The 25,460-nt window shown below is 70.8% G+C and carries 23 protein-coding genes and 1 pseudogene; 9 read left to right on the forward strand and 15 right to left on the reverse strand.

Annotation, left to right across the window (positions count from 1 at the left end):
• Positions 1-10 precede the first annotated feature (10 nt).
• Positions 11-2,017, forward strand: a complete 2,007-nt coding sequence (locus ACWD04_RS16465) for an NAD-binding protein (RefSeq protein ID WP_451132415.1) — start codon at positions 11-13, stop codon at positions 2,015-2,017.
• Positions 2,018-2,053: 36 nt separating this feature from the next.
• Here ACWD04_RS16465 and ACWD04_RS16470 read toward each other — a convergent pair whose 3' ends face one another.
• The 3 genes from ACWD04_RS16470 to ACWD04_RS16480 form a co-directional block, all read right to left on the reverse strand.
• Entirely contained in the window at positions 2,054-2,425 is a 372-nt protein-coding gene (locus ACWD04_RS16470; protein ID WP_451132417.1) for a VOC family protein, read from the reverse strand.
• Between the two features lie 25 nt (positions 2,426-2,450).
• A complete protein-coding gene (gene trpS / locus ACWD04_RS16475; protein WP_451132419.1) occupies positions 2,451-3,512 on the reverse strand; it encodes a tryptophan--tRNA ligase in 1,062 nt (353 codons plus the stop codon).
• A gap of 188 nt (positions 3,513-3,700) precedes the next feature.
• A complete protein-coding gene (locus ACWD04_RS16480; protein ID WP_451132421.1) occupies positions 3,701-3,829 on the reverse strand; it encodes a DUF6126 family protein in 129 nt (42 codons plus the stop codon).
• A gap of 187 nt (positions 3,830-4,016) precedes the next feature.
• Between ACWD04_RS16480 and ACWD04_RS16485 the strand changes: the two genes are divergently transcribed.
• Positions 4,017-5,117 carry an LLM class flavin-dependent oxidoreductase gene (locus tag ACWD04_RS16485; protein ID WP_451132423.1) on the forward strand — a complete coding sequence of 367 codons (1,101 nt, stop codon included), beginning with the start codon at positions 4,017-4,019 and terminating at the stop codon, positions 5,115-5,117.
• 5 nt (positions 5,118-5,122) lie between these two features.
• Positions 5,123-5,782, forward strand: a complete 660-nt coding sequence (locus ACWD04_RS16490; protein ID WP_451132425.1) for an FMN reductase — start codon at positions 5,123-5,125, stop codon at positions 5,780-5,782.
• Positions 5,783-5,965: 183 nt separating this feature from the next.
• Here the strand turns inward: ACWD04_RS16490 and ACWD04_RS16495 are convergent, their stop codons facing one another.
• Complete coding sequence (locus ACWD04_RS16495; RefSeq protein WP_451132427.1) at positions 5,966-6,376, reverse strand: hypothetical protein; 411 nt, start codon at positions 6,374-6,376, stop codon at positions 5,966-5,968.
• A 67-nt stretch (positions 6,377-6,443) separates the two neighbouring features.
• Here ACWD04_RS16495 and ACWD04_RS16500 point away from each other — a divergent pair, with 67 nt between their 5' ends.
• Both ACWD04_RS16500 and ACWD04_RS16505 read left to right on the forward strand, forming a co-directional pair.
• A complete protein-coding gene (locus tag ACWD04_RS16500) occupies positions 6,444-7,367 on the forward strand; it encodes a hypothetical protein (protein WP_451132429.1) in 924 nt (307 codons plus the stop codon).
• Positions 7,368-7,496: 129 nt separating this feature from the next.
• Entirely contained in the window at positions 7,497-7,742 is a 246-nt protein-coding gene (locus ACWD04_RS16505) for a DUF2630 family protein (RefSeq protein WP_451132431.1), read from the forward strand.
• Positions 7,743-7,747: 5 nt separating this feature from the next.
• Here the strand turns inward: ACWD04_RS16505 and ACWD04_RS16510 are convergent, their stop codons facing one another.
• From ACWD04_RS16510 to ACWD04_RS16520, 3 genes are all read right to left on the reverse strand, one after another.
• Complete coding sequence (locus tag ACWD04_RS16510) at positions 7,748-8,170, reverse strand: RNA-binding S4 domain-containing protein (protein WP_451132433.1); 423 nt, start codon at positions 8,168-8,170, stop codon at positions 7,748-7,750.
• A 36-nt stretch (positions 8,171-8,206) separates the two neighbouring features.
• The gene (locus ACWD04_RS16515; protein ID WP_451132435.1) at positions 8,207-8,683 is read right to left on the reverse strand and encodes a hypothetical protein; all 477 of its coding nucleotides are present in this window, start codon (positions 8,681-8,683) and stop codon (positions 8,207-8,209) included.
• Positions 8,684-8,959: 276 nt separating this feature from the next.
• Positions 8,960-11,020, reverse strand: coding sequence for a PhoX family protein (locus ACWD04_RS16520; RefSeq protein WP_451132776.1), 2,061 nt, complete (start codon positions 11,018-11,020; stop codon positions 8,960-8,962).
• A gap of 299 nt (positions 11,021-11,319) precedes the next feature.
• Here ACWD04_RS16520 and ACWD04_RS16525 point away from each other — a divergent pair, with 299 nt between their 5' ends.
• Positions 11,320-13,017 carry a VWA domain-containing protein gene (locus ACWD04_RS16525; RefSeq protein WP_451132437.1) on the forward strand — a complete coding sequence of 566 codons (1,698 nt, stop codon included), beginning with the start codon at positions 11,320-11,322 and terminating at the stop codon, positions 13,015-13,017.
• Here the strand turns inward: ACWD04_RS16525 and ACWD04_RS16530 are convergent.
• Both ACWD04_RS16530 and ACWD04_RS16535 read right to left on the reverse strand, forming a co-directional pair.
• Positions 12,951-14,213, reverse strand: a complete 1,263-nt coding sequence (locus ACWD04_RS16530; RefSeq protein ID WP_451132439.1) for a sensor histidine kinase — start codon at positions 14,211-14,213, stop codon at positions 12,951-12,953. The genes ACWD04_RS16525 and ACWD04_RS16530 overlap by 67 nt on opposite strands.
• A complete protein-coding gene (locus ACWD04_RS16535; RefSeq protein ID WP_451132778.1) occupies positions 14,210-14,863 on the reverse strand; it encodes a response regulator transcription factor in 654 nt (217 codons plus the stop codon). Before ACWD04_RS16535 ends, ACWD04_RS16530 begins: the two co-directional genes overlap by 4 nt.
• A gap of 147 nt (positions 14,864-15,010) precedes the next feature.
• On the opposite strand from ACWD04_RS16535, the gene metG reads away from it, so the two are divergent.
• Positions 15,011-16,624 carry a methionine--tRNA ligase gene (gene metG, locus ACWD04_RS16540; RefSeq protein ID WP_451132441.1) on the forward strand — a complete coding sequence of 538 codons (1,614 nt, stop codon included), beginning with the start codon at positions 15,011-15,013 and terminating at the stop codon, positions 16,622-16,624.
• A gap of 92 nt (positions 16,625-16,716) precedes the next feature.
• On the opposite strand, the gene ACWD04_RS16545 is transcribed toward metG, so the two are convergent.
• Together ACWD04_RS16545 and aspS are read right to left on the reverse strand one after the other, a co-directional pair.
• Entirely contained in the window at positions 16,717-17,478 is a 762-nt protein-coding gene (locus ACWD04_RS16545; RefSeq protein WP_451132443.1) for a hypothetical protein, read from the reverse strand.
• Between the two features lie 320 nt (positions 17,479-17,798).
• The gene (aspS, locus tag ACWD04_RS16550) at positions 17,799-19,616 is read right to left on the reverse strand and encodes an aspartate--tRNA ligase (protein ID WP_451132445.1); all 1,818 of its coding nucleotides are present in this window, start codon (positions 19,614-19,616) and stop codon (positions 17,799-17,801) included.
• Positions 19,617-19,719: 103 nt separating this feature from the next.
• Between aspS and ACWD04_RS16555 the strand changes: the two are divergent.
• Positions 19,720-19,899: pseudogene (locus ACWD04_RS16555) on the forward strand (ATP-binding protein); the annotation flags it as partial.
• On the opposite strand, the gene ACWD04_RS16560 reads toward ACWD04_RS16555, so the two are convergent.
• The gene (locus ACWD04_RS16560; RefSeq protein ID WP_451132447.1) at positions 19,894-20,973 is read right to left on the reverse strand and encodes an AI-2E family transporter; all 1,080 of its coding nucleotides are present in this window, start codon (positions 20,971-20,973) and stop codon (positions 19,894-19,896) included. The pseudogene ACWD04_RS16555 and the gene ACWD04_RS16560 sit on opposite strands and share 6 nt — an antisense overlap.
• A gap of 89 nt (positions 20,974-21,062) precedes the next feature.
• Positions 21,063-22,019 carry a pirin family protein gene (locus tag ACWD04_RS16565; RefSeq protein ID WP_451132449.1) on the reverse strand — a complete coding sequence of 319 codons (957 nt, stop codon included), beginning with the start codon at positions 22,017-22,019 and terminating at the stop codon, positions 21,063-21,065.
• A gap of 315 nt (positions 22,020-22,334) precedes the next feature.
• Here ACWD04_RS16565 and ACWD04_RS16570 point away from each other — a divergent pair, with 315 nt between their 5' ends.
• Positions 22,335-23,942: an IS1182 family transposase gene (locus ACWD04_RS16570; RefSeq protein WP_451132451.1), complete on the forward strand. Its 1,608-nt coding sequence runs from the start codon at positions 22,335-22,337 to the stop codon at positions 23,940-23,942.
• 47 nt (positions 23,943-23,989) lie between these two features.
• Here ACWD04_RS16570 and ACWD04_RS16575 read toward each other — a convergent pair.
• Both ACWD04_RS16575 and ACWD04_RS16580 read right to left on the reverse strand, forming a co-directional pair.
• Positions 23,990-24,819 (reverse strand): IS5 family transposase gene (locus tag ACWD04_RS16575; RefSeq protein ID WP_451132453.1). Its coding sequence is split into 2 segments (ribosomal slippage): positions 23,990-24,771 and positions 24,771-24,819, totalling 831 coding nucleotides; the frame shifts between segments, so codons are not numbered across the junction.
• Positions 24,820-24,871: 52 nt separating this feature from the next.
• Positions 24,872-25,399 (reverse strand): DapH/DapD/GlmU-related protein, encoded by a 528-nt coding sequence (locus tag ACWD04_RS16580; protein WP_451132455.1) that lies wholly within the window; start codon positions 25,397-25,399, stop codon positions 24,872-24,874.
• Positions 25,400-25,460 lie beyond the last annotated feature (61 nt).

A 25,460-nucleotide genomic window follows, 5' to 3' on the forward strand; every position in this document is an offset into this window, starting at 1 on the left:
GGAACAAGGCATGCTGGGTCCTGTGGCATCACTTCCCCAACAGCCCCAACGCCCCACGAGCGGCGGACACATGGTGGTCTGCGGCGACGACACCCTCGCCCGCCGGCTCGCCGTGGAACTGCGCTACGTGTACGGGGAGAGGGTCACGCTCCTGGTCCCGCCGGGCCGCGACACCAGCAGGCCGGAGCAGCCGCTGACCCAACGGGCCCGTGCCGGAGCCCTGTTCGGGAGGATGTCGGCGGCGATGAACCGCAACGGGGCGGGCGGCGGGGACGGCGACACGAACGCCGGAGTCGAGGCCGTCCGCATCATGGAGGCCGACGAGCCCTCCGACGACGTGCTGGAGGAGGCGGGTGTCGACCGGGCGGCCGCGCTCGCACTCGTCTACGACGACGACGAGCGCAACATCCGGGCCGCCCTGACGGCCCGCCGGCTCAATCCTCGCCTGCGCCTGGTCATCCGGCTCTACAACCGCAAGCTCGGCCAGCACCTGGAGACGCTGCTCGACCAGGCGGCCGCCGTCTCCATACCCGGTCTCGACCCGACCGCGCTGGACGCCTCCACGACCGTCCTGTCCGACGCCGACACCGCCGCACCCGCCCTGGCCGCCACCGCGCTGACCGGCAGCAGCAAGGTCATCCAGGCCGAGGGCCTGCTCCTGCGCGCCGTCGAACGCACCCCGCCCAGGCCGGGCGAACTCGCCGACCCCGGCCTGTGCACGCTGGCCCTGCTCTCCTCCACCAGCCAGGACCCGGCCGGTGCCGAGGGTTCCGACAGCAGCGGCGAGGAAGGCCCCCAGCTCCTGCCCGACCTGGCGACCGTGAACGCCGCCACCGGCCGGGGCACGATCGTCCTGGAGGCCATCAGCGAGGCCGGGCCCGACCGGGCACCCACCCGTATGGGAGGCAGAGGAGCACCGCTCGGCCAGGTCTTCTCGCGCCGGCTGCGCTGGTCGGCGCTGGGCGTCGCGGCGGCCGTCGTCGCCCTGGCCGTCGCCTCGGTGATCACTACGGGCGACAGCCCGCTGCACGCCGCCTACCTGACCATGCTCGACCTGCTGGCGATGGGTGACCCCGCGGTCGAGAAGGACGACTCGGACTCCCGCCAGGTCATCCAGCTGCTCTCCGGCATGGCCGGGCTCCTGCTGCTGCCCCTGCTGATCGCCGCCGTCCTGGAGGCGTTCGGCACGCTGCGCACCGCGTCCTCCCTGCGCCGCCCGCCGCGCGGCCTGTCCGGCCACGTGGTCCTGCTGGGGCTCGGCAAGATCGGTACGAGGGTCCTGGTGCGGCTCCGTGAGCTGGACATACCCGTGGTGGTCGTCGAGGAGGACCCGGAGGCGCGCGGCATCCCGCTGGCCCGCAGCCTGCACGTCCCGACGGTCCTGGGCGACGTGACCCAGGAGGGCGTCCTGGAGGCGGCCAAGATCCGCCGGGCCCGCGCGCTGCTCGCCCTCACCAGCATCGACACGACGAACCTCGAAGCAGCGCTCTACGCCCGCTCGGTGAAGCCCGACCTGCGGGTGGCACTGCGCCTGTACGACGACGAGTTCGCCACCGCCGTCTACCGCACCCTGCGCACGGCCCACCCGCAAGCCCTGACCCGCTCCCGCTCCGTGTCCCATCTGGCCGCACCGTCGTTCGCGGTCGCCATGATGGGCCGGCAGATCCTGGGCGCGGTCCCGGTGGAGCGCAAGGTGATGCTCTTCGCCGCGCTGGAGGTGGCGGGGCACCGCCACCTGGAGGGCCGGACCGTCGACCAGGCGTTCCGGGCGGGCGCCTGGCGGGTCCTGGCCCTCGACGCGACCCCGCCGGCCGACCGCGTCCCGGACCTGGCCGCCGTGCCCCCGTTCGACCCCCTCGAACCCACGGTTGCGGGGGCCCCGAACCGGCCCTCCGGCCTGGTCTGGGATCTGCACCCGGGCTATGTGCTGCGGCCGGAGGACCGGGTGGTGATCGCCGCGACCCGGCGAGGACTGGCCGAACTGCTGCGCGGGCAGCGCTCGGCGACCCGCCGCTGAGCCGCGGCCGGCCGCTGCCACCGGCTCCCCGGCGGCTCAGCCGATGAGGGTCTCCTTCGGACGGACCACGCAGAACTCGTTCCCCTCCGGATCGGCCAGCACGGTCCACGACTCGTCGCCGGCCTGCCCGACGTCCGCCGGACGGGCGCCGAGTCCGAGGATGCGCTCGATCTCGGCCTCCCGGTCCTCCGCGGCGGAGGTCAGGTCGAGGTGAAGGCGGTTCTTGACCGCCTTGCGGTCCGTGACCGGCATGAAGCAGATGCCCACCGGCGCGGTCTCGTCCGGCCCGATCACGACCTCCCTCTCCCGCTCGGACAGGATCCGCCAGCGCAGGACCTCGGCCCAGAAGCGGGCCAGGGCCGGCAGGTCGTGGGCGTCGATGACGAGGTGATGCAGCGAAAGAGGCATGTCGGCAAGTGTTCCCGTCGACCGTCTACCGGAACATACCCATCGCGTCCCGCACCTCCCGGAGGGTCGCCTCGGCCACGGCGTTCGCCCGCTCGTTCCCGGCGCGCAGCACGTCCCGCACATAGCCCATGTCCTGGGCGTACTCCGTCCGCCGGGCGCGGATCGGGGCCATGCGCGCGTTGACGGCCTCCGTCACGGTGCGCTTGAGACCGGCCGCGCCGCTGTTCCCGATCTCGTCGGCGACCTCGTGCGGGTCGCGGTCGAGGCAGAGCGCGGCCAGCAGCACCAGGCTCGACACCCCGGGCCGCAGTTCGGGGTCGTAGGTGATGTGCCGGTCGGCATCGGTGGTGGCGCCCTTGATCAGACGGGCGGTCTCGTCGGCGTCGGCGCCCAGCGTGATGGAGTTGCCCCGGCTCTTGCTCATCTTGGTGGCGTCGGTGCCGAGCAGCAGGGGCGCGGCGGAGAGCAGCGCGTCCGGCTCCGGGAAGACCGCTCCGTACCGTTCGTTGAAGCGCCGGGCGACGGTGCGGGTGATCTCCAGGTGCGGCAGCTGGTCCTGGCCGACGGGCACGAGGTTGCCCTTGCAGAAGAGGATGTCGGCGGCCTGGTGCACCGGGTAGGTGTACATGAGGCCGCTGACGGCGGACTGCCGAGAGTGCGCGATCTCGTCCTTCACGGTGGGGTTGCGGCCCAGCTCGGCGACGGAGACGAGGGACAGGAACGGCAGCAGCAGCTGGTTCAGGGCGGGGACGGCGCTGTGGTTGAAGACCGTCGACCGTTCGGGGTCGATCCCGATGGCGAGGTAGTCCAGGAGCAGCCCCTCCACATGGTCGGTGAGCCGCTCGGCGACGTCCCGGTCGGTGAGGACCTGGTAGTCGGCGATGAGCACGAAGACGTCCACGCCGAGGTCCTGGAGGCGCACCCGGTTGTGGAGGGTGCCGAAGTAGTGGCCGAGGTGCAGGGCGCCGGTGGGCCGGTCCCCGGTGAGGACGCGGAAGCGGCCGGGGTCCAGGGCGAGCTGCTGTTCCAGTTCGGCGCTGCGGCGCACGGCGGGGCTGACGGGCAGATCATCGGTGGTCACGGTCACGGGGCTCTCCTCGCTGGTGGTGTACGCGTGGAGGACGGCCCGTCGCGGGGCACCGGGGCAGCGATAAGGGCCGTCCGAAGAACGAACGGCCCTGGTTCCGCGCTGAAGAAGGTGGCCGCTCCTAGGAGGAGAGCCACCAGTTCCGGCACGGTACGGAGGTCATGAGGCCGAGTCTAGCGCGCACCGGCTCATCGGTCGGCGTGAGCGCCCACATGGAACAGCAGCATGACGAACCCGGCGAAGAGGTGGGTCGCGAAGACGTAGACGAAGACGCGCAGGGCGACGTTGCGCTCTTTCCAGCGCTCGCTCTCACTCATCGGGCGCCCCTTCGTCCGGCTGCCGGCCCGGCGCCGTGTCCAGGGTACGCAGACCGGACTTCCAGCTGCTCCGGAGCGGGCGGAATAGGGAAAGGGGGCGCTCCGTTGTAGGGTGTGTCACATAGTTCAACGTTCAACCAAACCGGACGTCGAACGACCTTGCGCAACACCTTTGGAGGCGGGCGCCATGCAGTTCGGGATCTTCACCGTCGGGGACGTCACCACCGATCCCACGACCGGTACGACACCCAGCGAGAGCGAGCGCATCAAGGCGACCCTCGCGATCGCGCAGAAGGCCGAGGAAGTGGGCCTGGACGTCTTCGCGACCGGCGAGCACCACAACCCGCCGTTCGTCCCGTCCTCGCCGACGACCACGCTCGGCTACATCGCCGCCCGCACCGAGAAGCTGATCCTCTCCACCTCCACCACGCTGATCACCACCAACGACCCGGTGAAGATCGCCGAGGACTACGCCACGCTCCAGCACCTGGCCGACGGCCGCGTCGACCTGATGATGGGCCGCGGCAACACCGGACCGGTCTACCCGTGGTTCGGCAAGGACATCCGCCAGGGCATCCCGCTCGCGACCGAGAACTACGCGCTGCTGCGCAAGCTGTGGCGCGAGGACGTCGTCGACTGGGAGGGGAAGTTCCGCACCCCGCTGCAGTCCTTCACCGCGACCCCGCGCCCGCTGGACGGCGTCCCGCCGTTCGTCTGGCACGGCTCGATCCGCTCCCCGGAGATCGCTGAGCAGGCCGCCTTCTACGGCGACGGGTTCTTCCACAACAACATCTTCTGGCCCATGGAGCACACCAAGAAGATGGTCGCCCTCTACCGCAAGCGCTACGCCCACTACGGGCACGGCACCGCCGAGCAGGCCATCGTGGGCCTCGGCGGCCAGGTCTTCATGCGGAAGAACTCGCAGGACGCGGTACGGGAGTTCCGCCCGTACTTCGACAACGCACCGGTCTACGGGCACGGGCCCTCCCTCGAGGACTTCACCCAGCAGACCCCGCTGACCGTCGGTTCCCCGCAGGAGGTCATCGAGCGGACCCTGTCCTTCCGTGAGGACGTCGGCGACTACCAGCGCCAGCTGTTCCTCATGGACCACGCGGGCCTGCCGCTGAAGACGGTCCTGGAACAGCTCGACCTCCTGGGCGAGGAGGTCGTACCCGTACTGCGCAAGGAGTTCGCCCGGCTGCGCCCGGCCGGAGTGCCGGATGCCCCCGTCCACCCCGCGGTCGCCGCCGCCCGCGCCGCCGCCACCGCAGACCCGAAGGAGCTCTGACCACCGTGCCCGCCACCGCCCCCCTGAAGATCGTCGCCGTCGCGGCCGGGCTCAGCAGCCCCTCGTCCACCCGGCTGCTGGCCGACCGGCTCGCCGAGGCCGCCCGCGAGAGGCTGGCGGCCGAGCAGGACCGCCGCGTCGAGGTCCAGGTCGTCGAGCTGCGTGATCTGGCCGTCGACATCGCCAACCACCTGGTCATCGGCTTCCCGCCGGCCGGCCTCAAGAAGGCGATCGACGCGGTGTCCGGGGCGGACGGGCTGATCGCCGTGACGCCGGTGTTCACCGCCTCCTACAGCGGGCTGTTCAAGTCGTTCTTCGACCTGATCGACAACACCGCGCTGACCGGCAAGCCCGTCGTGATCGCGGCGACCGGCGGAACCCCCCGGCACTCGCTGGTCCTGGAGCACGCGATGCGCCCGCTCTTCGCCTACCTGAGGGCCGTCGTCCTGCCGACCTCCGTGTACGCGGCGTCGGAGGACTGGGGCTCGCACGGGGACGAGTACACCGAGGGGCTGCCCGCCCGGATCCGGCGCGCGGGAGGCGAGCTCGCCTCCGCCGTCACGGGGCGGACCGTCTCCGGCGCGTCACGGGCCCTCACCCTCGACGACGGTGAGGACGCGGTCGTCCCGTTCGCCCAGCAGCTCGCGGATCTGCGGATCAGCTGACCGCGCCCTCGGGGGCCGCCCGGCCCCCGATGCCCGGGCCCATGTCCGTGCCCTTCGTGAACCGGGCGAAAGCGGCTGTCGGACCGTCCCCGATCGGACGCCGTCCACCGCGCGGTCGCACAGTCGTTGCCGCCGGAGCGGATCCGGCGGCCGTACCCCTCGGCCGGGACGGAGCCCGGTGAGTCACTCCTCGCGCGTGTAGTAGGCGTAGAACATCACGCAGAACGTAGCCGCACCGACCGCCAGCCCGATCCCGCTCGACGTGAGCACGCTCCTGCCGTTCAGGCTGGACAGGAAGCCGACCGCGCCACCGGTCAGCACGCCGAACGCCGTGGCGCGCAACTCGCGCGGCAGGGCCCACCTGACCCGTACGAGCGCGTAGCAGAGCGCGGCGAAGACCACCCCGGAGACGACACCGAGCCAGATCTGACCGCCGGTGGTCGCCCCGCCGTCGCGTTTGATGAAGAAGGCCCAGAAGCCGAGGATCACGCCCAGCACCAGGGGCACCGCCCAGGCGAGCGCGCCATGCCCCCGCCGGGCAGGGGTGCGGGCGTGCGTGCGTCGCCGCATAGGCATCGTCGCGTGTGTGGCCATGGCGCACAGCTCCTTCCGTCGCCCCGTCCCTCCAGCGCACACCCGGCCGGGCCACCCGGCAACTCGAATGGCGTACGGCCCGGAGCGCCCCGCCGCCGCACCGGATTGGCTGGTGCCCGTGCGGACCTGTCTCTCAGCGCCCCTGTCGGCGGTACTGCTCTTCCTGCTCGCCGTGCTGGTCCCGCTGAGCGCGCTCTCGGCCTGGGCCGATCTGGAGCTGGACGACACCGGCCGCTATCTCGCCGCCGTCTCCCCGCTGGCCTCCCACGCGGAGGTACGCGACACGGTGGCCACCCTGGTCACGGACGAGACGATGAAGAACATCGACGTCGGGCCGCTGCAGGAGACCGTCGGGCAGTTCCTGCACGAAACGGCGCTGTCGTTCACCACGACCGAGGCGTTCCAGCGGGCCTGGGACAGCGCGAACCGGACGGCGCACCAAGCCGTGACCGCCTCGCTCCACAGCGACGACGGGCAGGCGGTCACCATCGATCTGGCGCGGGTGATCGAGGGGGTCAAGAAGGAGCTGGTCAGCAGCGGAGTGCCGTTCGCCGACCGGATCCCGGTCCGGGAGACCTCCCTCACCTTGCTGTCCGCCGGCCGCGCCGACGACCTGCGGTCCTCGTTCCGGTGGCTGTGTCGCCGCAGCGTCCGGCCGGCCGTCGCAACGGTCGTGCTGCTCGTCCTGGTGCTGGGATCGGCGCTCGTACGCGGCGGCCTTCGGGCCGGCCTGACGACCGCGGCCGTGGCCGGCGGCGGGCTGGTGCTCGGCGCGGTCCTGCTGCGGATCGCCGTCGCCGTCGGCCGCGACCGGGTGCTCGACCAGGTACCCGGCACCGACCGGGGTGCGGCCGCCGCGGTCTACGACGCGCTGACCGGCTCCCTGCTGACGACGGTGTGGGCCGTGCTGATCGCGGGGGCGGTCGCGGTCGTCGGCGGCGTGGCGGGACGGGCCGTGGTCGCCCGGCGCGGGTGTGACGGTCCGGTGTGAGCAGCCGCGCCGCGAGACCCCGGGGTCTTCGCGGGCCCTCCCTCGGGTCTTCCCCGGCCCTCCCCCGAGCCCGACATACGGGGGTGCGTGGGCCGGACGGCAGTGGGACACTGCAACCGGGAGAAGCTCATGACCGACCAGGACATCTTCGATGACATCGACGGGCTGATCACCGAGGAGCGCGCCCTGCGCGCTCGCTCCACCGCGGAACTGGGCCTCTCCGCCGGGGAACGGTCACGGTTGCGCGAGGTGGAGGTCCGGCTCGACCAGTGCTGGGACCTGCTACGGCAGCGGCGCGCCCTCAGCACATCCGGCGAGGACTCCTCGGAGGCGAAGGTGCGCCCCGCCGACGAGGTGGAGGGCTACCTGAGCTGAGGCCGCTAGCCAGGATCAGGGCCCCTGCCCTGGGGGCCCTGAAGGCCTTGGAGGCGTTCCATCTCGCGGCGGTCCCGCTTGGTCGGGCGGCCCGCGCCCCGGTCACGGACCGGGACCTGGATCGCCATCTCGCGCGGCGGCGGGGGCGGACTGTTGTCGACGAAGCACTCCGCCGCCACCGGCGGGCCCACCCGCTTCTTCACGACCTTGGAGACGACGACGATCCGGTCCCGGCCCGCATGCCGCAGCCGCACCTCGTCGCCCGTACGCAGGGCCTGGGCGGGCTTCGCACGCTCGCCGTTGACCCGCACGTGTCCCGCCCGGCAGGCGGCAGCGGCCTGCGACCGGGTCTTCGTCAGCCGGACCGCCCAGATCCAGGCATCGACCCGGACGCTTCCCTCTGCCTGCGGCGCCTCACCGGAAACCATGTACCGACTCTAATCCGGTGAGGCGCCCCGGTGGGGTCAGGAACCGAAGCCGCTGATGACCTCACCCATGTCGTAGCCGTACAGCTCCCGCTTGCACACCCCGCACTTGCTCGGCGCGTGCTCGCTCAGCGACCAGAGTTTCGGTGCGACACCGTCGCCCCGGCCGTGGGCGAGATACAGGTCCTCCGGCCCGAAGGAGCTTTCCAGGATCTTCGGGTTGCCGACGAGCTGCGTGGTGCCGTCCACGGTCCGCGGAGTCGCATGCAGCAGCCGGCCATTGTCGTAGGCGTTGCTGGTGCCGGTCTTCAGCGTGAAGTCGCCCAGCCGCCCGGGGACCACGGCCTGCGCGTCGGCCCCGGCCGTCGCGGAGGGCGCGGTGCCCGTCCCCGCCAGGTCGTCCTGCTCCCCTTCGGGCGCGTCCTTGAAGCCGTCGTCCGGCATGCCCTCATGGCCCGGTACGGGGTCGTCCGCCGCGACGGCACGCGGGGGCGGGGGCGGGGGCGGCTGTCGCACCGGTCGCCGGCACCAGAGCGGACAGCAGCGCGCCTGCTGTCACGGCACAGGCCGCAAGGCGTGTTCTGCGGGACGGCTGTCCCATGTGGGGCCCTTCGTGAGTGCGCGTACTGATCAGCCGTCTCACCTGATCTGTCATCAGGTGAGACGGCTGGTCACGCCAGCAACGCATTTCAGTTCCCCGGGCCCATATGTGAACGACGCCCATCAGGCGTGCACCGCACGGGCCCAGGCCGTGAGGGAGCCTCCGCATGCTCCTCCGTCGGGCCGGTCGGTTCAGACGCCGATGTCGCTGCCGTCCTTGCGCCAGACGGCGACGACCGACGGGCGGACGATCCTGCCCGGCCCGTCCGGCCAGGCGCTCGCGGGCTTCTCGACGGAGGCGCCGTCGACCTCGCCCGGGTGCTGCACGGCCACGAGGACGCGGCGGTCCTGGATCACCGGACCACACGTCTCCGCACCGGTCGGCACGGTCAGGAACTGCTTCAGCTCACCCCGCCGTTCACCCTGCGTCGCGACGCCGAACAGGCCGTCGTGCGAACCGAGCTGGGCACCGTCCGTGGAGATCCACAGGTTGCCGTGGTCGTCGAAGGCCACGTTGTCCGGGCAGGAGATGGGGCTGACCTTCTCCTTCGGGAACCCGGCGAAGTACGTCGCCGGGTCCTCCGGGTCACCCGCGACGAGGAACAGCCGCCAGGCGAACCCGTCACCCGCCGGGTCGTCCCAGTGCTCCGCGAGCTCCAGGATCTGACCATGCTTGTTGGCGTTGCGCGGGTTGGCCTCGTCGGCGCCGGGCTTACCGGCCTTGCCCCGGTCGGTGTTGTTGGTGAGGGCGACGTAGACCCGGCCGGTGCGCGGCGAGGGCTCGACGTCCTCGGGGCGGTCCATCTTGGTGGCACCGACCTTGTCGCCGGCCAGGCGGGTGAAGACGTACACCTCTTCGGCCGTCATGCCGGGGACGTGCGAGGTGGTACCCGTGGCGAGCGGGATCCAGACGCCGCTGCCGTCGAACTCGCCGTCGGAGGGGAGCTTGCCCGTGCCGTCGAACTCCGCGGCCGGGGAGTCGCCGGTCAGCTTGGCGACGTACAGCGTGCCCTCGTCCAGCAGCGTGAGGTTGTGCTCCCGGGCTGCCCGCGAGTTCCCCTTCTTCATCCGCTTGCTGGAGACGAACTTGTAGAAGTAGTCGAAGCGTTCGTCGTCGCCCATGTAGACCACCGGACGGCCGTCGGAGGTCAGCCGGGGCTGCGCCGCCTCGTGCTTGAACCTGCCGAGGGCGGTCCGCTTGCGGGGCGTGGAGTCCGGGTCGTACGGGTCGAGTTCGACGACCCAGCCGAAGCGGTGCGCCTCATTGGGCTCCTGCGCCAGGTCGAAGCGCTTGTCGAACAGCTCCCACTTGCGCTCCGTCGCCGCCGTACCGATGCCGTAGCGCTTGTCGGTGCCGCTGGAGCCGTTGGCGAAGTACTGGTTGAAGTTCTCCTCGCCGTGCAGCGTGGTGCCCCACGGAGTGGTGCCGCCCGCGCAGTTGTTGAGCGTGCCGAGCACCTTGCGACCGGTGCGGTCGGCGGAGGTGCGGAGCAACGGACTGCCCGCGGCCGGGCCGGTGACCCGGAATTCGCTGGTCGCGGTGAGACGGCGGTTCAGCGGGTGCCGGTTGACCGGGCCGAGCTTGCCGGTGCGGTTCTCCTCCTGGACGACGACCACGGAGAGTCCGTGCGCCGCCCAGGCGATCTCGACCTGCTCACGGGTCGGGTTGGCCGGATCGTATCCACGGAACATCAGGGTCTCGTCCGTGTACTCGTGGTTGGCGACCAGCACCTGACGGCCGCGCTCACCACGGAGCGGGAGCAGAGAGAGGAAGTCCACGTTGTAACCGAACTGGCCCGCCTGCGCCTTCGCGGACTGCTTGTCCGCGTCGAAGGCGGGAGCTCCGCGCAGAATCGGTTCACCCCAGCGGATCACGACGTTCTGGCTGTAGCCGTCGGGGATCGTGACCTTGTCGTCCTTGTTGGGCGCGACGGCCGCGAAGCGTAGACCCCGGGCACCCGAAGGAGTGGGCTTCGGCTTGCCGCCCCGACGGCCCGCGAGCGGCGCGGCCTCGGCACTCGGGGCCGCCGGACCGGCGAGAGCGGCCGTTCCGGCGGCGGCGGCCACGGTCACCACGGCCGCGGCGCGCATCATCGACCGGCGTGACAGGGCACCGGCGATGATGTCGCCGGCGTACTCGTTGTCGCTGGTGTTCGGGATCTCCTGGAAGCAGGCGTCACCGCAGCGGTAGCGGCAGGTCAGCGCAGAGCGCCCGCCCGGGTGCGAGCCGATGAGCGGCAGCAGATTGCGCACGTTTTCGTCCCTCCGTCTGTGTGTCATGCGTGACGGTAGGTGCGTATCCACGCCGTACGTGGGACTGCCGGTGAACAGAGGGTGAAGTCCGGGACACCGCTGCTCTCCCGGCCGGTAGGGGCCCCGTCCAGGACTCGGTGAAGACTCGGTTGGAGCTCGGTTGATTCAGGGGCGGGCCGCACCACCGAACGGCCGGATCCGGCCGCTAACCTTACGTATCCGCCCTGGCCAGGGATCAATTCCCGCAGTACGGACATTTATCGCACCCACCTCATCAACTCATACGAAAGGCCTCGCCCATGGGCATTCGGAGCTTGCTGCGCAAGGTGTTCGGCCGCACGGAGCAGGACGAGCCGACCACGGCCACCGTCCCGCCCCAGGCCGAGCGCACCCAGCCCACGGAGCCGGAGCCGGAGACCTCCACTTCGGCGGCCGAGCCCGCGAAGGCCTCGGTGCCGGCCCCGGCCTCCACCTCGGACCGGTCCGCCGGTGCCGAGCACGACAGCGGACAGGCGTCGGACCTGGTGGCGGCGGCCTTCGACAAGGCGGCCGCCGCGTCGGCGACCACGCAGACCTCCGCGCCCGCGCCCGCGCCGCGGGTTCCGGCCCAGGGGTCGGACCCTGAGGCGAAGCGGGCTGGGGAGACCGCCACGAAGAACGAGCCGGCCGCTGCGGCGCCGATCACGATCGACATCGACCCGGAGCCGGAGCCGGAGCCGGAGCCGGAGCCGAAGGCGGAGGCCGCTGTCGAGGCGGCCCCTGAGGCGGAGGTTGCGCCCGAGAAGCCCGAGGCGGCCGAGGCGGCGGCCGAACCGTCCGCGCCTGTCACGGCGTCACCCACGGTCGAGGAGCCCGCGGCTGTCGAGGCACCCGTTGCCGAGGCACCTGCCGACGAGGCGAAGGCGGAGGCAGCACCCGAGCCGGCAGCCGAGAGGCCCGTCACCGCCGAGCCGGTGGCCGAGGCGGCCGTCGTCGAGCCGGAAACGGAAGCTGCGCCCGAGCCCGTCGCCGAAGCCGAGCCCGTCGCCGAAGCCGCACCCGCAGCTGAACCCGCGCCGAAGCCCGCCGCCGCCGAAGCCGAGCCCGTAGCCGAGACCGCGCCGGAACCCGCCACCGCCGCACCGGTAGCCGAGACCCCGCTGAAGCCCGCCACCGCCGAGCCCGCCGCCGAAGCCGAGCCCGTAGCCGAGAGCGCGCCGGAACCCGCCACCGCCGAGCCCGCCGCCGCCGCACCGGTAGTCGAGACCCCGCTGAAGCCCGCCACCGCCGAGCCCGAGCCCGCCGCCCCCGGCGCTGCCCCCGCCGGCAAGCCCGCCGTCACCCTCGCCAGGGTCAAGGCCGCGGCGCCCGCCCTCGTAGCCCCGTACAAGGCCGCACAGGCCGGGCTCAAGGCACACGGTCTGACCGGGCTGCGGGCCACCGTGTATCTGGTGCTCGACCGCTCCGGGTCCATGCGGCCGTTCTACAAGGACGGCAGCGCCCAGCACCTCGGTGACCGCGCCCTCGCGCTCGCCGCGCACCTGGACCCGAACGCCACCGTGCCCGTCGTGTTCTTCTCGACCGACATCGACGGCACCGGGACGATCGACCTCACCGCCCACGAGGGCCGGATCGACGAGCTGCACGCGGGCCTCGGCCGCCTGGGACGTACGAACTACCACCGGGCCGTCGAGGAGATCGTCGCGCACTACGAGAAGTCCGGGGCCACCGGCCCGGCGCTGGTGATCTTCCAGACGGACGGCGCCCCGGACGCCAAGGTGGCGGCCAAACAGGCGCTGGCGGACGCGGCGCGGCTGCCGCTGTTCTTCCAGTTCGTCGCGTTCGGTGACGAGGACGCCAAGGGCTTCGACTTCCTCCGCAGGCTGGACGTCGAGAACGCCGGGTTCTTCCACGCGGGCCCCGCACCGCGCGAGGTGCCCGACGCGACGTTCTACCGGGAGGCGCTCGCCGGACTGCCCGCCTGGGCCACGGCCCGCGGAGTCGTCGCGCAGGACTGATCCACCGGAAGCCGTACGGTCACGGCGAGCCCGCCCTCCGGGCCGGGTACCGCCGTGGCCGTACCGCCATGAGCCAACGCGATAGAACGCACGATCGACAATCCAAGACCCGAGCCCTGCCCCATCCGGTCCCGCCCCTCTCCGCGCCGGAACGGCTGGAAGAACCCGGCGATGTCCCCCTCGGCCACCACCGGGCCGGTGTTACGGACCACCAGGACCCCGTCCGCCGACAGCGACACCCGGACCCGGCCGCCGGGCGCGTTGTACCGCACCGCGTTGGACAGCAGATTCGCCACCAGCTGAGCGAGCAGCTGACGGTTCCCCCGTACGACGCAGGGCTCGGCCACGACCGTGACCTCCGGGCGGGGCGCCACCGCCCGCTCCGCCACCGCCAGGGGCCGGGCGGCCTCCTCCGCCACCACCTGCGCCAGCTCGACCCCCGTGCGCTCGCTCCTCGCCAGCCCCCGTTCGCTGCGCGCCAGCACCAGCAGCCCCTCGATGAGCCGCTCGCTGCGCCGGTTGTTGTCCAGCAGCGTCTGCCGGGTCCGTACGAGGTCCTCCGGCGAGGGATCGTCGAGCCCCACCTGGATCGCCACCCGCTGGGTGGCGAGCGGGGTCCGCAGCTCGTGCGAGGCGTTGGCGATGAACCGCCGCTGGCTGTCGAAGGCCTTCTCCAGCCGCGCCAGCAGCGCGTCGAGCGTCTCGCCCAGCTCCTTCAGCTCGTCGTCGGGTCCGCTGGACGCGATCCGCTCGTGCAGGGTGTGCTCGGAGAGCTGTCGCGCCTTCGCCGTCATCGCGTGGACGGGCCGCAGGACCCGCCCCGCAGTCCACCAGCCCACTCCGACCGCGCACCCGGTCATCACCAGCAGCGCCGTCGCCGACCAGTACAAGAGCTCCCTGCTCGCGGCGTCGCTGACGTCGTCGGTGACGTCGTAGACCGTGGGCGGGCCGAGGCGGCCCCTCTCGTGCAGGGGGCCGTTGACCGCGAAGCCCGGCTGGGCGACCGCGGCGGACGTGGCGATGGCCCGCGCCTGCGAGTCCGTGCCGGCGCGCGACGCCAGATTGACCGTGGCGAGCAGCGCCGTACCGAGGATCAGGAAGACCCCGCCGTACACGAGGGCGATCCGCGTCCGGATCGTCGAGTGCCGGACCTGCGCCGTCCCAGTCACCCGCACCAGCTTCAGCAGCCGGTTCACAGGGCGTACCCGACGCCCTGCACGGTGCGGATCAGCGCCGGTTCCCCCAGCTTGGCGCGGAGCTTGCTCATACAGACGCGGACGGCGCCCGTGAAGGGGTCGGCGTTGGCGTCCCAGGCCCGCTCCAGCAGCTCCTCCGCGCTGACCGTGCCGCCGTCGGCCTCCAGCAGCAGCTGCAGCACGGTGAACTCCTTCGGCGACAGATCGAGCTCCCGTCCGTCCCTGATGGCGGCCCGGCGCACGCTGTCCAGCTGGATGCCGTGTCTCTCCAGCTGCGGCGGCACGGGCCGTGCGCTGCGCCGACGCAGCGCACGCACCCGGGACACCAGCTCGGGGAATTCGAAGGGCTTGCTCACATAGTCGTCGGCACCGAGGTCGAGCCCTTCCACCCGGTCCTCCATGGTCCCGGAGGCGGTGAGCATCAGGACCCTGGTCCGGGAGCCGGCGGACACGAGCCGGCGGGCCACTTCGTCGCCGTGCACCCGGGGGAGATCACGGTCCAGGACGACCACGTCGTAGTCGTGCAGCCCCAGGTAGGCGAGCGCGGCGTCCCCGCTGTACACGGTGTCGACGGCGAACCCGGCCCGCCGCAGCCCGGTCGCCACCAGCTCCGCCAGGCTCTCCTCGTCCTCGGCGACCAGTACCCGCATCGTGTTGTCCCCTGCCTCGTGCACGCGTGCCCACTCCTCCCAGGATGCGTCTTTGGTACGGGAAGGGATGTTTCGCAAAGCTCTCCACGGGTGGTGACGCCGTTATCGATGTGAGTGGATCTCCCACGGACCGTTAGGATTTCGACCATGGCGGCCACTGGATCCGAGAAGCAAGGGGGCGACGGCGTGAAGAGTTTCTACGTATCGACCCCCATCTACTACGTCAACGACGCTCCTCACCTGGGGCACGCCTATACGACCGTCGCAGGCGACGTGCTCACCCGCTGGCACCGCCAGCGCGGCGAGAACGTGTGGTATCTCACCGGCACGGACGAGCACGGTCAGAAGATCATGCGCACGGCCGAGGCGAACGACGTCACGCCCCAGGCCTGGTGCGACAAGCTCGTCGAGGAGGCCTGGAAGCCCCTCTGGGAGCACCTGAACATCGCGAACGACGACTTCATCCGGACGACGGAGAAGCGGCACACGGACCGTGTGCAGGAGTTCGTGCAGGACCTGTACGACAAGGGCCAGATCTACAAGGGCGGGTACGAAGGCCCGTACTGCGTGGGCTGCGAGGAGTACAAACTCCCCGGCGACCTCATCGAGGCCGAGGACGGCACCAAGCTGTGCCCGATCCACAAGAAGCCGGTGGAGCTCCTCAAGGAGGAGAACTACTTCTTCAAGCTGAGTGAGTACGGCCCCGCGCTCATGGAGTTCTACGCGGCCAACCCGGGCTTCATCCAGCCCGAGTCCGCCCGCAACGAGATCGTGAACTTCGTCAAGCAGGGCCTGCAGGACCTGTCGATCTCGCGGTCCACCTTCGACTGGGGCGTCCCGGTCCCTTGGGACCCGAAGCACGTCATCTACGTGTGGATCGACGCGCTGCTCAACTACGCGACGGCGGTCGGCTACGGCGCCAACCAGGAGAAGTTCGACGGCACCTTCCCGGCGGATGTGCACCTGATCGGCAAGGACATCCTGCGCTTCCACTCGGTCATCTGGCCGGCCATGCTGATGGCGCAGGGTCTGCCGCTGCCCGGCAAGGTCGTCGCCAACGGCTGGCTGATGGTCGGCGGCGAGAAGATGTCCAAGTCGAACCTGACGGGCATCAAGCCGCAGGACCTGACCTCGCACTTCGGCGTGGACGCGTACCGCTGGTACTTCCTGCGGGCCATCGCGTACGGCAGCGACGGCTCGTTCTCGTGGGAGGACTTCAGCGCCCGCTACACCTCGGAGCTCGCCAACGACTACGGCAACCTCGCCTCGCGCGTGGCGGCCATGGTCGGCAAGTACTTCGGCGGCGCGCTCCCGGAGGCCACGGCAGCCGGTGACGCCGAGCGGGCGGTCCAGGAGGGTCTGGCACAGGCAGTCGCCACCGCCGATGTGAAGATCGGCGAGGAGCTGGACTTCCAGGGCGGCATCCTGGCGGTCTTCGACTTCGTGAAGCAGGTCAACGGCTACATCACGGAGCAGGAGCCCTGGAAGGTCGCCAAGGACACCTCGCCGGAGGGCCAGGCCCGCCTCGCGACCATCCTGTACACGGCGGCCGACGCGCTGCGCGGTGTCGCGGTCCTGCTGAACGCCGTGATGCCGGACACCTCGCAGAAGCTGTGGGAGTCCCTGGGCGCCGAGGCGACTCTGGGCGCACTGGCCGACCAGCCGGTGCAGGACGCGGGCCGATGGGGTCAGCTGCCCGTGGGCGCGACGGTGACGAAGGGCGCGGTGCTGTTCCCGCGCCTGGAGGAAAAGCCCGCGTAAGCGGCGGTTCGACACGATGGAGCCCGGCACCCGATCGCATCGGGCGCCGGGCTCCATCGCGTACGGGCGGACCACGACGCACGTCCCACGTTTCACCGGGCCAGCGAAGCGGCGTCCCCCATCACGATCACGGGTCGCTTCGTGGGGTCGAGGGTGAGCAGCAGCTCGCGCATACGGTCCTCGGTGAGCGAGACGCAGCCCTGTGTGGGGCCGCGGTGGTCCACGTGGACCCAGATGCCGCCGCCCCTCCCCTCGCCGAGCGGCCGGGTGCGGTCCAGGGGACTCGTGCCCGGGGTGCGGTTGTAGTTGATGGCCACGACGTAGTCGAAGGAGCCTTCCAGAGGCTCCCCCAGGAAACCCACGCCGCTCACCGCGAAGCGGTGCTGTTCGTCGTACGGGAGCAGCGTGCCCGGGTCGGGCAGCCTGCCGCCCGCGTCGGTGAGGCCGAAGACCCCGACGGGGGACCGGAGGTCGTTCGCGAGATGGTGGTCGGTCCAGCCCCGCCTGCCGTTGTGGGCCGGCCAGGGGCCCGCACCGGGTCTCCAGCCCAGAGCCGGGTCGTCGAGACGGTGGAGCACAACCGTGGAGCGGTGTGAACCGGGACCCTGACCGGTCACCACGACGGCCTGCCGGGCCGTGGCGGGGATCTGCGCCCGGGTCTGCGGGCCGAGCCCCGGAATCTCCGTGGGGCGGCGGACGGGTTCCACCGGGCGGGGCTGCGCGGCCGGGGACTCGGGACCGGCCGCGCCCCGGGTCACAGAGGGGCCGGGGGTCTGCACCGCCCCGGCGGAACAGCCGATGACCAGCAGGAACAGCGCGAAGAGCAGGACGTACGGGCGACGCGGGACGAACACGGGCGGAACTCCTCGGTGAGGGGGGTCGGACGAGCACTTCCCGTGCCAGTCTTTGCCGGGCCCGACGGCGCCGAACCGGAACCGGGGCCATCCGGATGTACCCGGCCTGAGTACCCGCGGTTCGGAAATTCCGCACGCTCCACCCTTACGCATGCGAAAGGCCCGAAACCGCCGTCGCGGTTCCGGGCCCTTCAGCCGCAGGTTTCCGGATGCCGGTGCCGGCCTCCTGGAGGTCGGCGCCGTCGTGCGTCGCACCGAGACGAAACCAGTCCCCGGCGGGCGGCCGGGGACTGTTTCACGTGGAACCGAACCGTCGGCGCCTACTTGGCGCCGGTGTCCCTCGCCACCGAGTCCTTGGCCTCCGCCTTGTCCTTCGCCGGCGCGGCGGGCTTGCGAAGCTGGATGTTCAGCTCGCGCAGGCGGGTCTCGTCCAGCTCGCTCGGGGCACCCATCATCAGGTCCTGGGCGTTGCCGTTGAGCGGGAAGGCGATCGTCTCGCGGATGTTGGGCTCGTCGGCCAGCAGCATCACGATGCGGTCGACGCCCGGGGCGATGCCACCGTGCGGCGGGGCACCGAGACGGAACGCGCGCAGCATCCCCGCGAACTCCCGCTCGACGGTCTCCGCCTCGTAACCGGCGATCCCGAAGGCCTTCAGCATGACCTCGGGCTCGTGGTTACGGATGGCACCGGAGGACAGCTCGATGCCGTTGCAGACGATGTCGTACTGCCACGCCAGGATGTCGAGCGGGTCCTTCTCCTCCAGGTCCTTCATGCCGCCCTGGGGCATGGAGAACGGGTTGTGCGAGAAGTCGATCTTGCCGGTCTCCTCGTCCTTCTCGTACATCGGGAAGTCGACGATCCAGCAGAAGCGGAAGGCGCCCTCCTCGAAGTGGCCGGCGCGCTTGGCGGCCTCGACGCGGACGACGGACATGATCTTGGAGACCTCGTCGAACTCGCCCGCGCCGAAGAAGACGGCGTGGCCGGGGACGAGAGAGAGACGCTCGGTGAGGGTCTTGACGTCCGTCTCGGTGAGGAACTTGGCGATCGGGCCCGCCAGCGTGCCGTCCTCACCTACGCGGACCCAGGCGAGGCCCTTGGCGCCGTGCTCGACCGCGTACGCGCCGAGGCCGTCGAAGAACTTCCGGGACTGGCCCGCGGTGTCCGGCACCGGAAGGGCTCGGACGTGCTTGCCGGCGAAGGCCTTGAACTCCGAGTCCGCGAAGATGTCGGAGATGTCGACGAGTTCCAGCTGGGCGCGCAGGTCCGGCTTGTCGTTGCCGTACTTCAGCATCGACTCGCGGAACGGGATGCGCGGGAACGGCGAGGTCACGTGGCGGCCGTTGCCGAACTCCTCGAAGAGCTCGGTCATGAGCTTCTCGATGGGCTGGAAGACGTCCTCCTGCTCGACGAACGACATCTCGACGTCGAGCTGATAGAACTCGCCGGGCGAGCGGTCGGCGCGGGCGTCCTCGTCGCGGAAGCACGGCGCGATCTGGAAGTAGCGGTCGAAGCCCGAGATCATCAGCAGCTGCTTGAACTGCTGCGGCGCCTGCGGAAGGGCGTAGAACCTACCCGGGTTCAAGCGGGACGGGACCACGAAGTCACGGGCGCCCTCGGGGGACGTCGCGGCGAGGATCGGGGTCGCCATCTCGTTGAAGCCGAGGGCCACCATCTTGGAGCGGATGGAGGCGATGACGGACGAGCGCAGCATGATGTTGCGGTGCATGCGCTCGCGGCGCAGGTCGAGGAAGCGGTACTCCAGGCGCCGCTCCTCGTTGACCCCGTCCTCGGTGTTGATCGTGAAGGGCAGCGGGGCGGCCTCGCCCAGCACCTCGACCTCGGTGACCTCGATCTCGATCTCACCGGTCGGGAGCTCGGGGTTGACGTTGTCCGCGCCGCGCGCGGACACCTTGCCGTCGATCCGGACGACGGTCTCCTTGGTCAGCTTCGCCAAGGCCTCGTTGCCGGGGGTGCCCGGGCGGGCGACGAGCTGCACCAGACCGTAGTGGTCGCGCAGATCGATGAAGAGGATGCCACCCAGGTCTCGGCGATTGTGCAGCCAGCCGCTCAGCCGGACGTCGGTGCCGACGTCAGAGGCGCGGAGCTCGCCGCAGGTGTGGGACCTGTACCGATGCATCGTCGTTCATCCAGTCTTCGCGGTTCGGGGTGGATTGACACCCCAGGCTACCGCCCGCGGCCGTACCGCTTCATTGGCATTGTCACCGCACGGCTGTCCGAGACCCGCCCGACGGCCTCCGGTGGCGTCCAGCGGCCGGGGGTTGGTGCTGATGGAGATGCTCGCCGACGCGTGGGGGGTGGCCACGAGAGGCTGGGGAAAGTCGATCTGGTTCGAGCTGTACGGGCCGGCGGAGCCGGAACCGGCCGTCGGTTCCGGCTCCGGCTCCGGCTCCGGCTCATAACCGCTCCGGAACCGCGCGTCCCGTGCCGTCGGGCGCCTCGTATCCCTTGCGCAGCTCGCCGATCACCCCTGACACCGCGGCGCACAGCGGCACCGCCAGCAGCATGCCCAGCAGCCCCGCGACGCTCGCACCCGCGGTCAGCGCGATCATGATCATGGCGGGGTGCATCTGGACCGTACGGCTCTGGATGACGGGCTGGAGCACGTGCCCCTCCAGCACCTGCACGGCGAGCACCACTCCCAGCGCCCAGAGCGCGATCACGAGGCCCCGGTCGGCGAGCGCGACCAGCACGGCGACGGCACCGGAGATGAAGGCCCCGAGGTACGGGATGTAGGCGCCGACGAAGACCAGCGCGCCCAGTCCCACCGCTCCCGGCACCCCCAGGATCAGCAGGCCGGCCGTGATGCACAGCGCGTCGATCAGGGCGATGAAGGTGGTGCCGCGCATGAACCCCTCGACGGCTTCGAAAGCCCTGCGCCCCATGGCTTCCACGAGGTCACCCGTCCCGCGCGGGGCGACCGTGTGGGCGAGGCGGACGGCACGGTCGGAGTCCCGCAGGAAGAAGAACGTCAGCAGCAGGGCCAGGACGGCGGTGGTCACGAGCGACCCGATGAGGCTGATCCCGGTGAGCAGTCCGCCCGCAGCGCTCGCGCCGAACTTCTCGACGAGGTTCTTGGCGTTCTCCGCCAGGTCGTCCACGTCGGCGACACCCGCGATGTCGAAATGATCGATGACCCACTGCGCGGCGTCCTTCAGCGAGGCCACGATCTGGTCGCCACTGTCGACGAGAGCGGTGACGACGATGTATCCGGCGCCGCCGACCACCGCGACGAGCGCGGCGCAGGTGAGTCCGGCTGCCACCGATCTGTTCACCTTGTGGGCGGTCAGCCAGCGGTGGACGGGGCCGAGGAGCGCCGTTCCGAGCAGGGCCAGCAGGACCGGGGTGACCGCGGTCTTGAGCGCGACGCTCACCCAGACGGCCACCGCCACGACGCCGGCGACCAGCAGCAGGACGCCGCACCAGGCGGCCGTCCGCCGCGCCACGTCGGGCAGGAGGGGCTTGCGGGTAGGCACCGTCCCACCCGATCACGGGCAGCGAGCGGTGTCCCTTCCGCACCGGCGTACGGGTGACGGTCCGTCACCCGTACGCCTGGCGGCGTCGTTCACATGCCGTGGACGGACGGGACCTTGCCGAGGCGTCCGGCCTGGAAGTCCTCGAAGGCCTGCTTGAGCTCGTCCTGGGTGTTCATCACGAACGGCCCGTAGTGCGCCATGGGCTCACGGATCGGGCGCCCGCCGAGCAGCACGACCTCCAGGTCCGGCGTGTTGCCGTCCTGCGTCTCGTCGGCGCGGACGGTCAGCGAGGACCCCTTGCCGAAGACCGCGGTCTGTCCGATGTGGACGGGACGGCGCTCGGCACCGACGCTCCCGCGCCCGGCGAGGACGTACGCGAGGCCGTTGAAGTCCTCGCGCCAGGGCAGCGTCACCTCGGCACCCGGCCGGACCGTCGCGTGCACCATGGTGATCGGGGTGTGCGTGATGCCCGGGCCCTCGTGACCGTCCAGGTCACCGGCGATGACGCGGAGCAGCGCGCCGCCGTCCGGGGAGGCGAGGAGCTGGACCTGGCCGCCGCGGATGTCCTGGTAGCGCGGCGCCATCATCTTGTCGGCCTTGGGCAGGTTCACCCAGAGCTGGAGGCCGTGGAACAGGCCGCCCGACATGACGAGGGACTCCGGCGGCGTCTCGATGTGAAGGAGACCTGAGCCGGCCGTCATCCACTGGGTGTCGCCGTTCTCGATCGCGCCGCCGCCACCGTGGCTGTCCTTGTGGATGAAGCTGCCGTCGATGATGTACGTGACGGTCTCGAAGCCGCGGTGCGGGTGCCAGGGGGTCCCCTTCGGCTCACCGGCGGCGTACTCCACCTCACCCATCTGGTCCATCATGATGAACGGGTCGAGGTGCCGGTAGTTGATACCGGCGAAGGCGCGCCGCACCGGGAACCCCTCGCCCTCGAAACCGCTCGGCGCGGTCGTGACGGTCAGCACGGGACGGGCCACGGCCTCGGTCTGGGCCGCGACCTTCGGCAGGGTCAGCGGGTTTTCGACGGTCACTGCGGGCATGGGGGCCACCTCCGGGTGTCTTCTGATCCCAAGTTAGTTGAACGGTGAACATTCCGCAAGCGGTCTGCATTCCCGCCCGCCCTCCGGCTCCGCCCGGGCAGCACCGAGGGCCCGCACCCAGGTCGGACGCTGACTCTGTCGGGGATCTTGAGAATCCCCGGCGGGGCAGCGTGATCAACGGGCATGCTCGGCTCTGTCCAAGGACCGATGCAGTTGTCGAGGTGCCCGTTGTCGCTCCATGCCCGCTCTGGTGAGCAAGTTCCTTCTCTGACCGCACAGATGGCGCGAGCGAGCAACCCAAGCGGTACGACGGCGATGTGGGTGAGAGACCACCTGGGCGGGCTGTGGCGTGACGAGGACTTCGCCGACTGCTACCCGCGCGACGGCCGCCCTGGGCTCTCACCCGCCCAGCTGGCCACCGTCTGTGTGCTGCAGTTCCTGCTCGGCCTGTCGGACCGGCAGGCGGCCGAGGCGGTTCGCTGCCGCATCGATTTCAAGTACGCGCTGGCCATGGAACTGGACGATCCCGGCTTCCACCACAGCGTGCTGGGCGACTTCCGTGACCGTCTCACCGAGGGTGGCCGAGCCGACCGTCTCCTCGACCTCGCGCTCGCTCGCCTGAAGGAGGCCGGTCTCGTCCGAGAGCGCACCACCCAGCGCACAGACTCCACCCACGTCTTGGCCGCGGTGCGCGACCTGACCCGGCTGGAACTGGTCACCGAGGCCGTCCGCGCCACGCTGGAAGAGCTGGCCGGCACAGCTCCGCACCTGCTGGCCGACCTGGTCGACGAGGAGTGGGGACGCCGCTACGGCCGCCCGGTCCGGCTGGGCAAGAACCCCACCCGCCCCAAGACCAGGATCCTTGCCACAGGCGGCGACGCCGTCCGGCTGCTGGAGCACATCGGGGAGCATGCGGCCGATCGCCTGTCCGGTCCCCGGGTCCAGGCCCTGCGGCAGATCATGGTCCAGAACTACTACCGCGACGGGGCCGGCCGTCTGCGCTGGCGCACCGCCGAGGACGGCGGGCTGCCGCCCTCAGCGGTCGCGGTCGTCTCGCCCTACGACCCGACGGCCCGCTACGCACGCCGCGGACATGTCACCCGTTGGAAAGGATTCGTCGCCCACCTCACCGAGACCTGCGATCCCGACGACGCCAACGTGATCACAGATGTGGCCACCACCGACACCACCGGCTACGACGCGAAGGCTCTGCCCGGCATCCACACCCGGCTGAAGCACCGCGGGCTGCTGCCTGCCGAGCATCTGGTCGACGGCGGCTACACCTCCCTGGTCCATCTGGAGCAGGCAGCCCGGGAACACCAGGTCACGGTCACCGGGCCACTGCCGGTGAACTCCACCCGCCAGCACCGCAAGAACGACGGCTTCGGCCGCGACGACTTCCACATCGGCTTCGACCGCCGACAGGTCACCTGCCCGCAGGGCGAGACCAGCGCGGGATGGCACGGCCCCTACCCGACCTCCTCACCCACCGCAGCACCTCTGATCGTGGCACGGTTCACCAAGAGCCAGTGCCGCCCCTGCCCGGTCCGGGCCCGCTGCACTGCCACCGCCGACAGCGCCCGAACCGTGGGCTTTCCCCCGCGAGAACTCCGCGATCTGCAACTCCGTGTCCGCGCCGAGCAACAGACACGCGACTGGCAGGCCCGCTACGCGGTCCGCTCCGGAGTGGAAGGCACCATCAACGAGCTCGCTCACGGACACGGCATGCGCTGCTGCCGCTACCGGGGACAGCAGAAAGCCCACCTGCAAAACGTGTTCACAGCCATCGCCGCAAACATCGAGTGCCTCAGTCGACGGCCGACCGGAGAAGCACCTCCGTCCCGGCCGCCGACCGCCTTCCAAAACCTCCTGGACCAGCACGGGATCCCCCGGCCGAGGTCTTGGCGGTCCGCCAGAGACTGAGCAGACGACACCAAGATCCCCGACAGAGTCAAGCTAAGGTGCGTCCGCTAAATACGAGCCCAGACCAGCACTGCGATGAGAACCGCGGCTGAGCGGTAGACGATCGCAAGCTTGTCGAACCTCGTGGCTAGGCCCCGCCACTGCTTGAGCAGGGCGAAGGACCGCTCGACCACGTTGCGGTTCTTGTAGGCCACTGGATCGAACTTCGAGGGACGCCCGCCTGCTGAACCGCGGCGGCGACGGTGCTCCTGCTGGTCACGCCGCTCAGGGATGACCGCAGCGATCTTGCGGGCCTTGAGCGCCACTCGGATCGCGCGCCTGGGGACCCGCAGGTCGCCCAGCGGCAACGGCAGGGTATGGCCGTCGTGTGCCTGCCCGGGCGTCACGACGACGGCCAGGGGTCGGCCCTGGCCGTCCACGGCGTGATGAATCTTCGTGGTCAGCCCGCCGCGAGAACGGCCGATCGCGTGCCCGGCGGGCTCTCGGTGGGCGTCGAGACCCTGCCCTCGGGCTGCGGCCCGACACTTCTCGGGGCGGCTGGTGTTGGTGGCGTGCTGGTGAGCTCGGGCGATGGTGGAGTCCACCGCCACCCGCCAGTCGATCAGCCCGTCGTCGTCCGCGCGGGCGAGCAGGACGCCGAGCACACGGTCCCAGGTCCCGTCGGCGGCCCAGCGGCGGTGGCGGGCCCACACGGTCTTCCAGGATCCGATCCCGGCTGGGAGGTCTCGCCAAGGAATACCGGTGCGGTACCGGTAGACGATCGCCTCCACAATGCGGCGGTGATCGGCCCACGGCCTGCCGCGACGACCGATACTGGAGGGCAGCAGAGTCGGATGCGGGCCCACTGCCGGTCGCATAGCCGGGCGTGACGAGGCATCAGGATCAGATCGCAGAGGTGCTGCGCACACGGGTCAGTAGCCCGGCCGGTTTCACTCGATCGCCTTGATCACCCGGGCAGGCACTCCCGCGACCACGGCGCCAGCGGGGACATCACGAGTGACCACCGCACCGGCAGCGACCACCGCACCGGCGCCGATGGTCACCCCCTGCGTGATCACGGCCGTTGCCCCGACCCAGACGTCGTCCTCGATGACGATCGGGGCGTAGGAGAGGTACTTGCGGCGCTCGGTCAGGGGCAGTGGATGGCCTCCGGTGATGAGGCTGACCTTCGGGGCAATCATGACTCCGTTGCCAATACGGATGCCTCCCTTGTCCATGAAGGTGCATCCCTGGTTGACGAAGACGTTCTCCCCGAATGTCGTGTTCAGCCCGCACTCGGTAAAGAACGGCGGGTAGATCACCACCGACTCCGACAGCGGGCCGCCGAACACAACGGAAAGTAGTTTCGCACGACGTTCGCCGTCGCTGAACGGAAGCACGTTCAGCCGCGACGTCGCATCGGTTACCTCCACGATTCGCTCCACATGACGTGCGAACTCGGGCGTCTGGACGTACATGACCTGCTCTGTGCGGGTAGACATGCGCTAATCCCACCACCGCGCAGAACACTCGATCAAA

It is taken from the genome of Streptomyces sp. NPDC002911 (genome assembly GCF_053591835.1).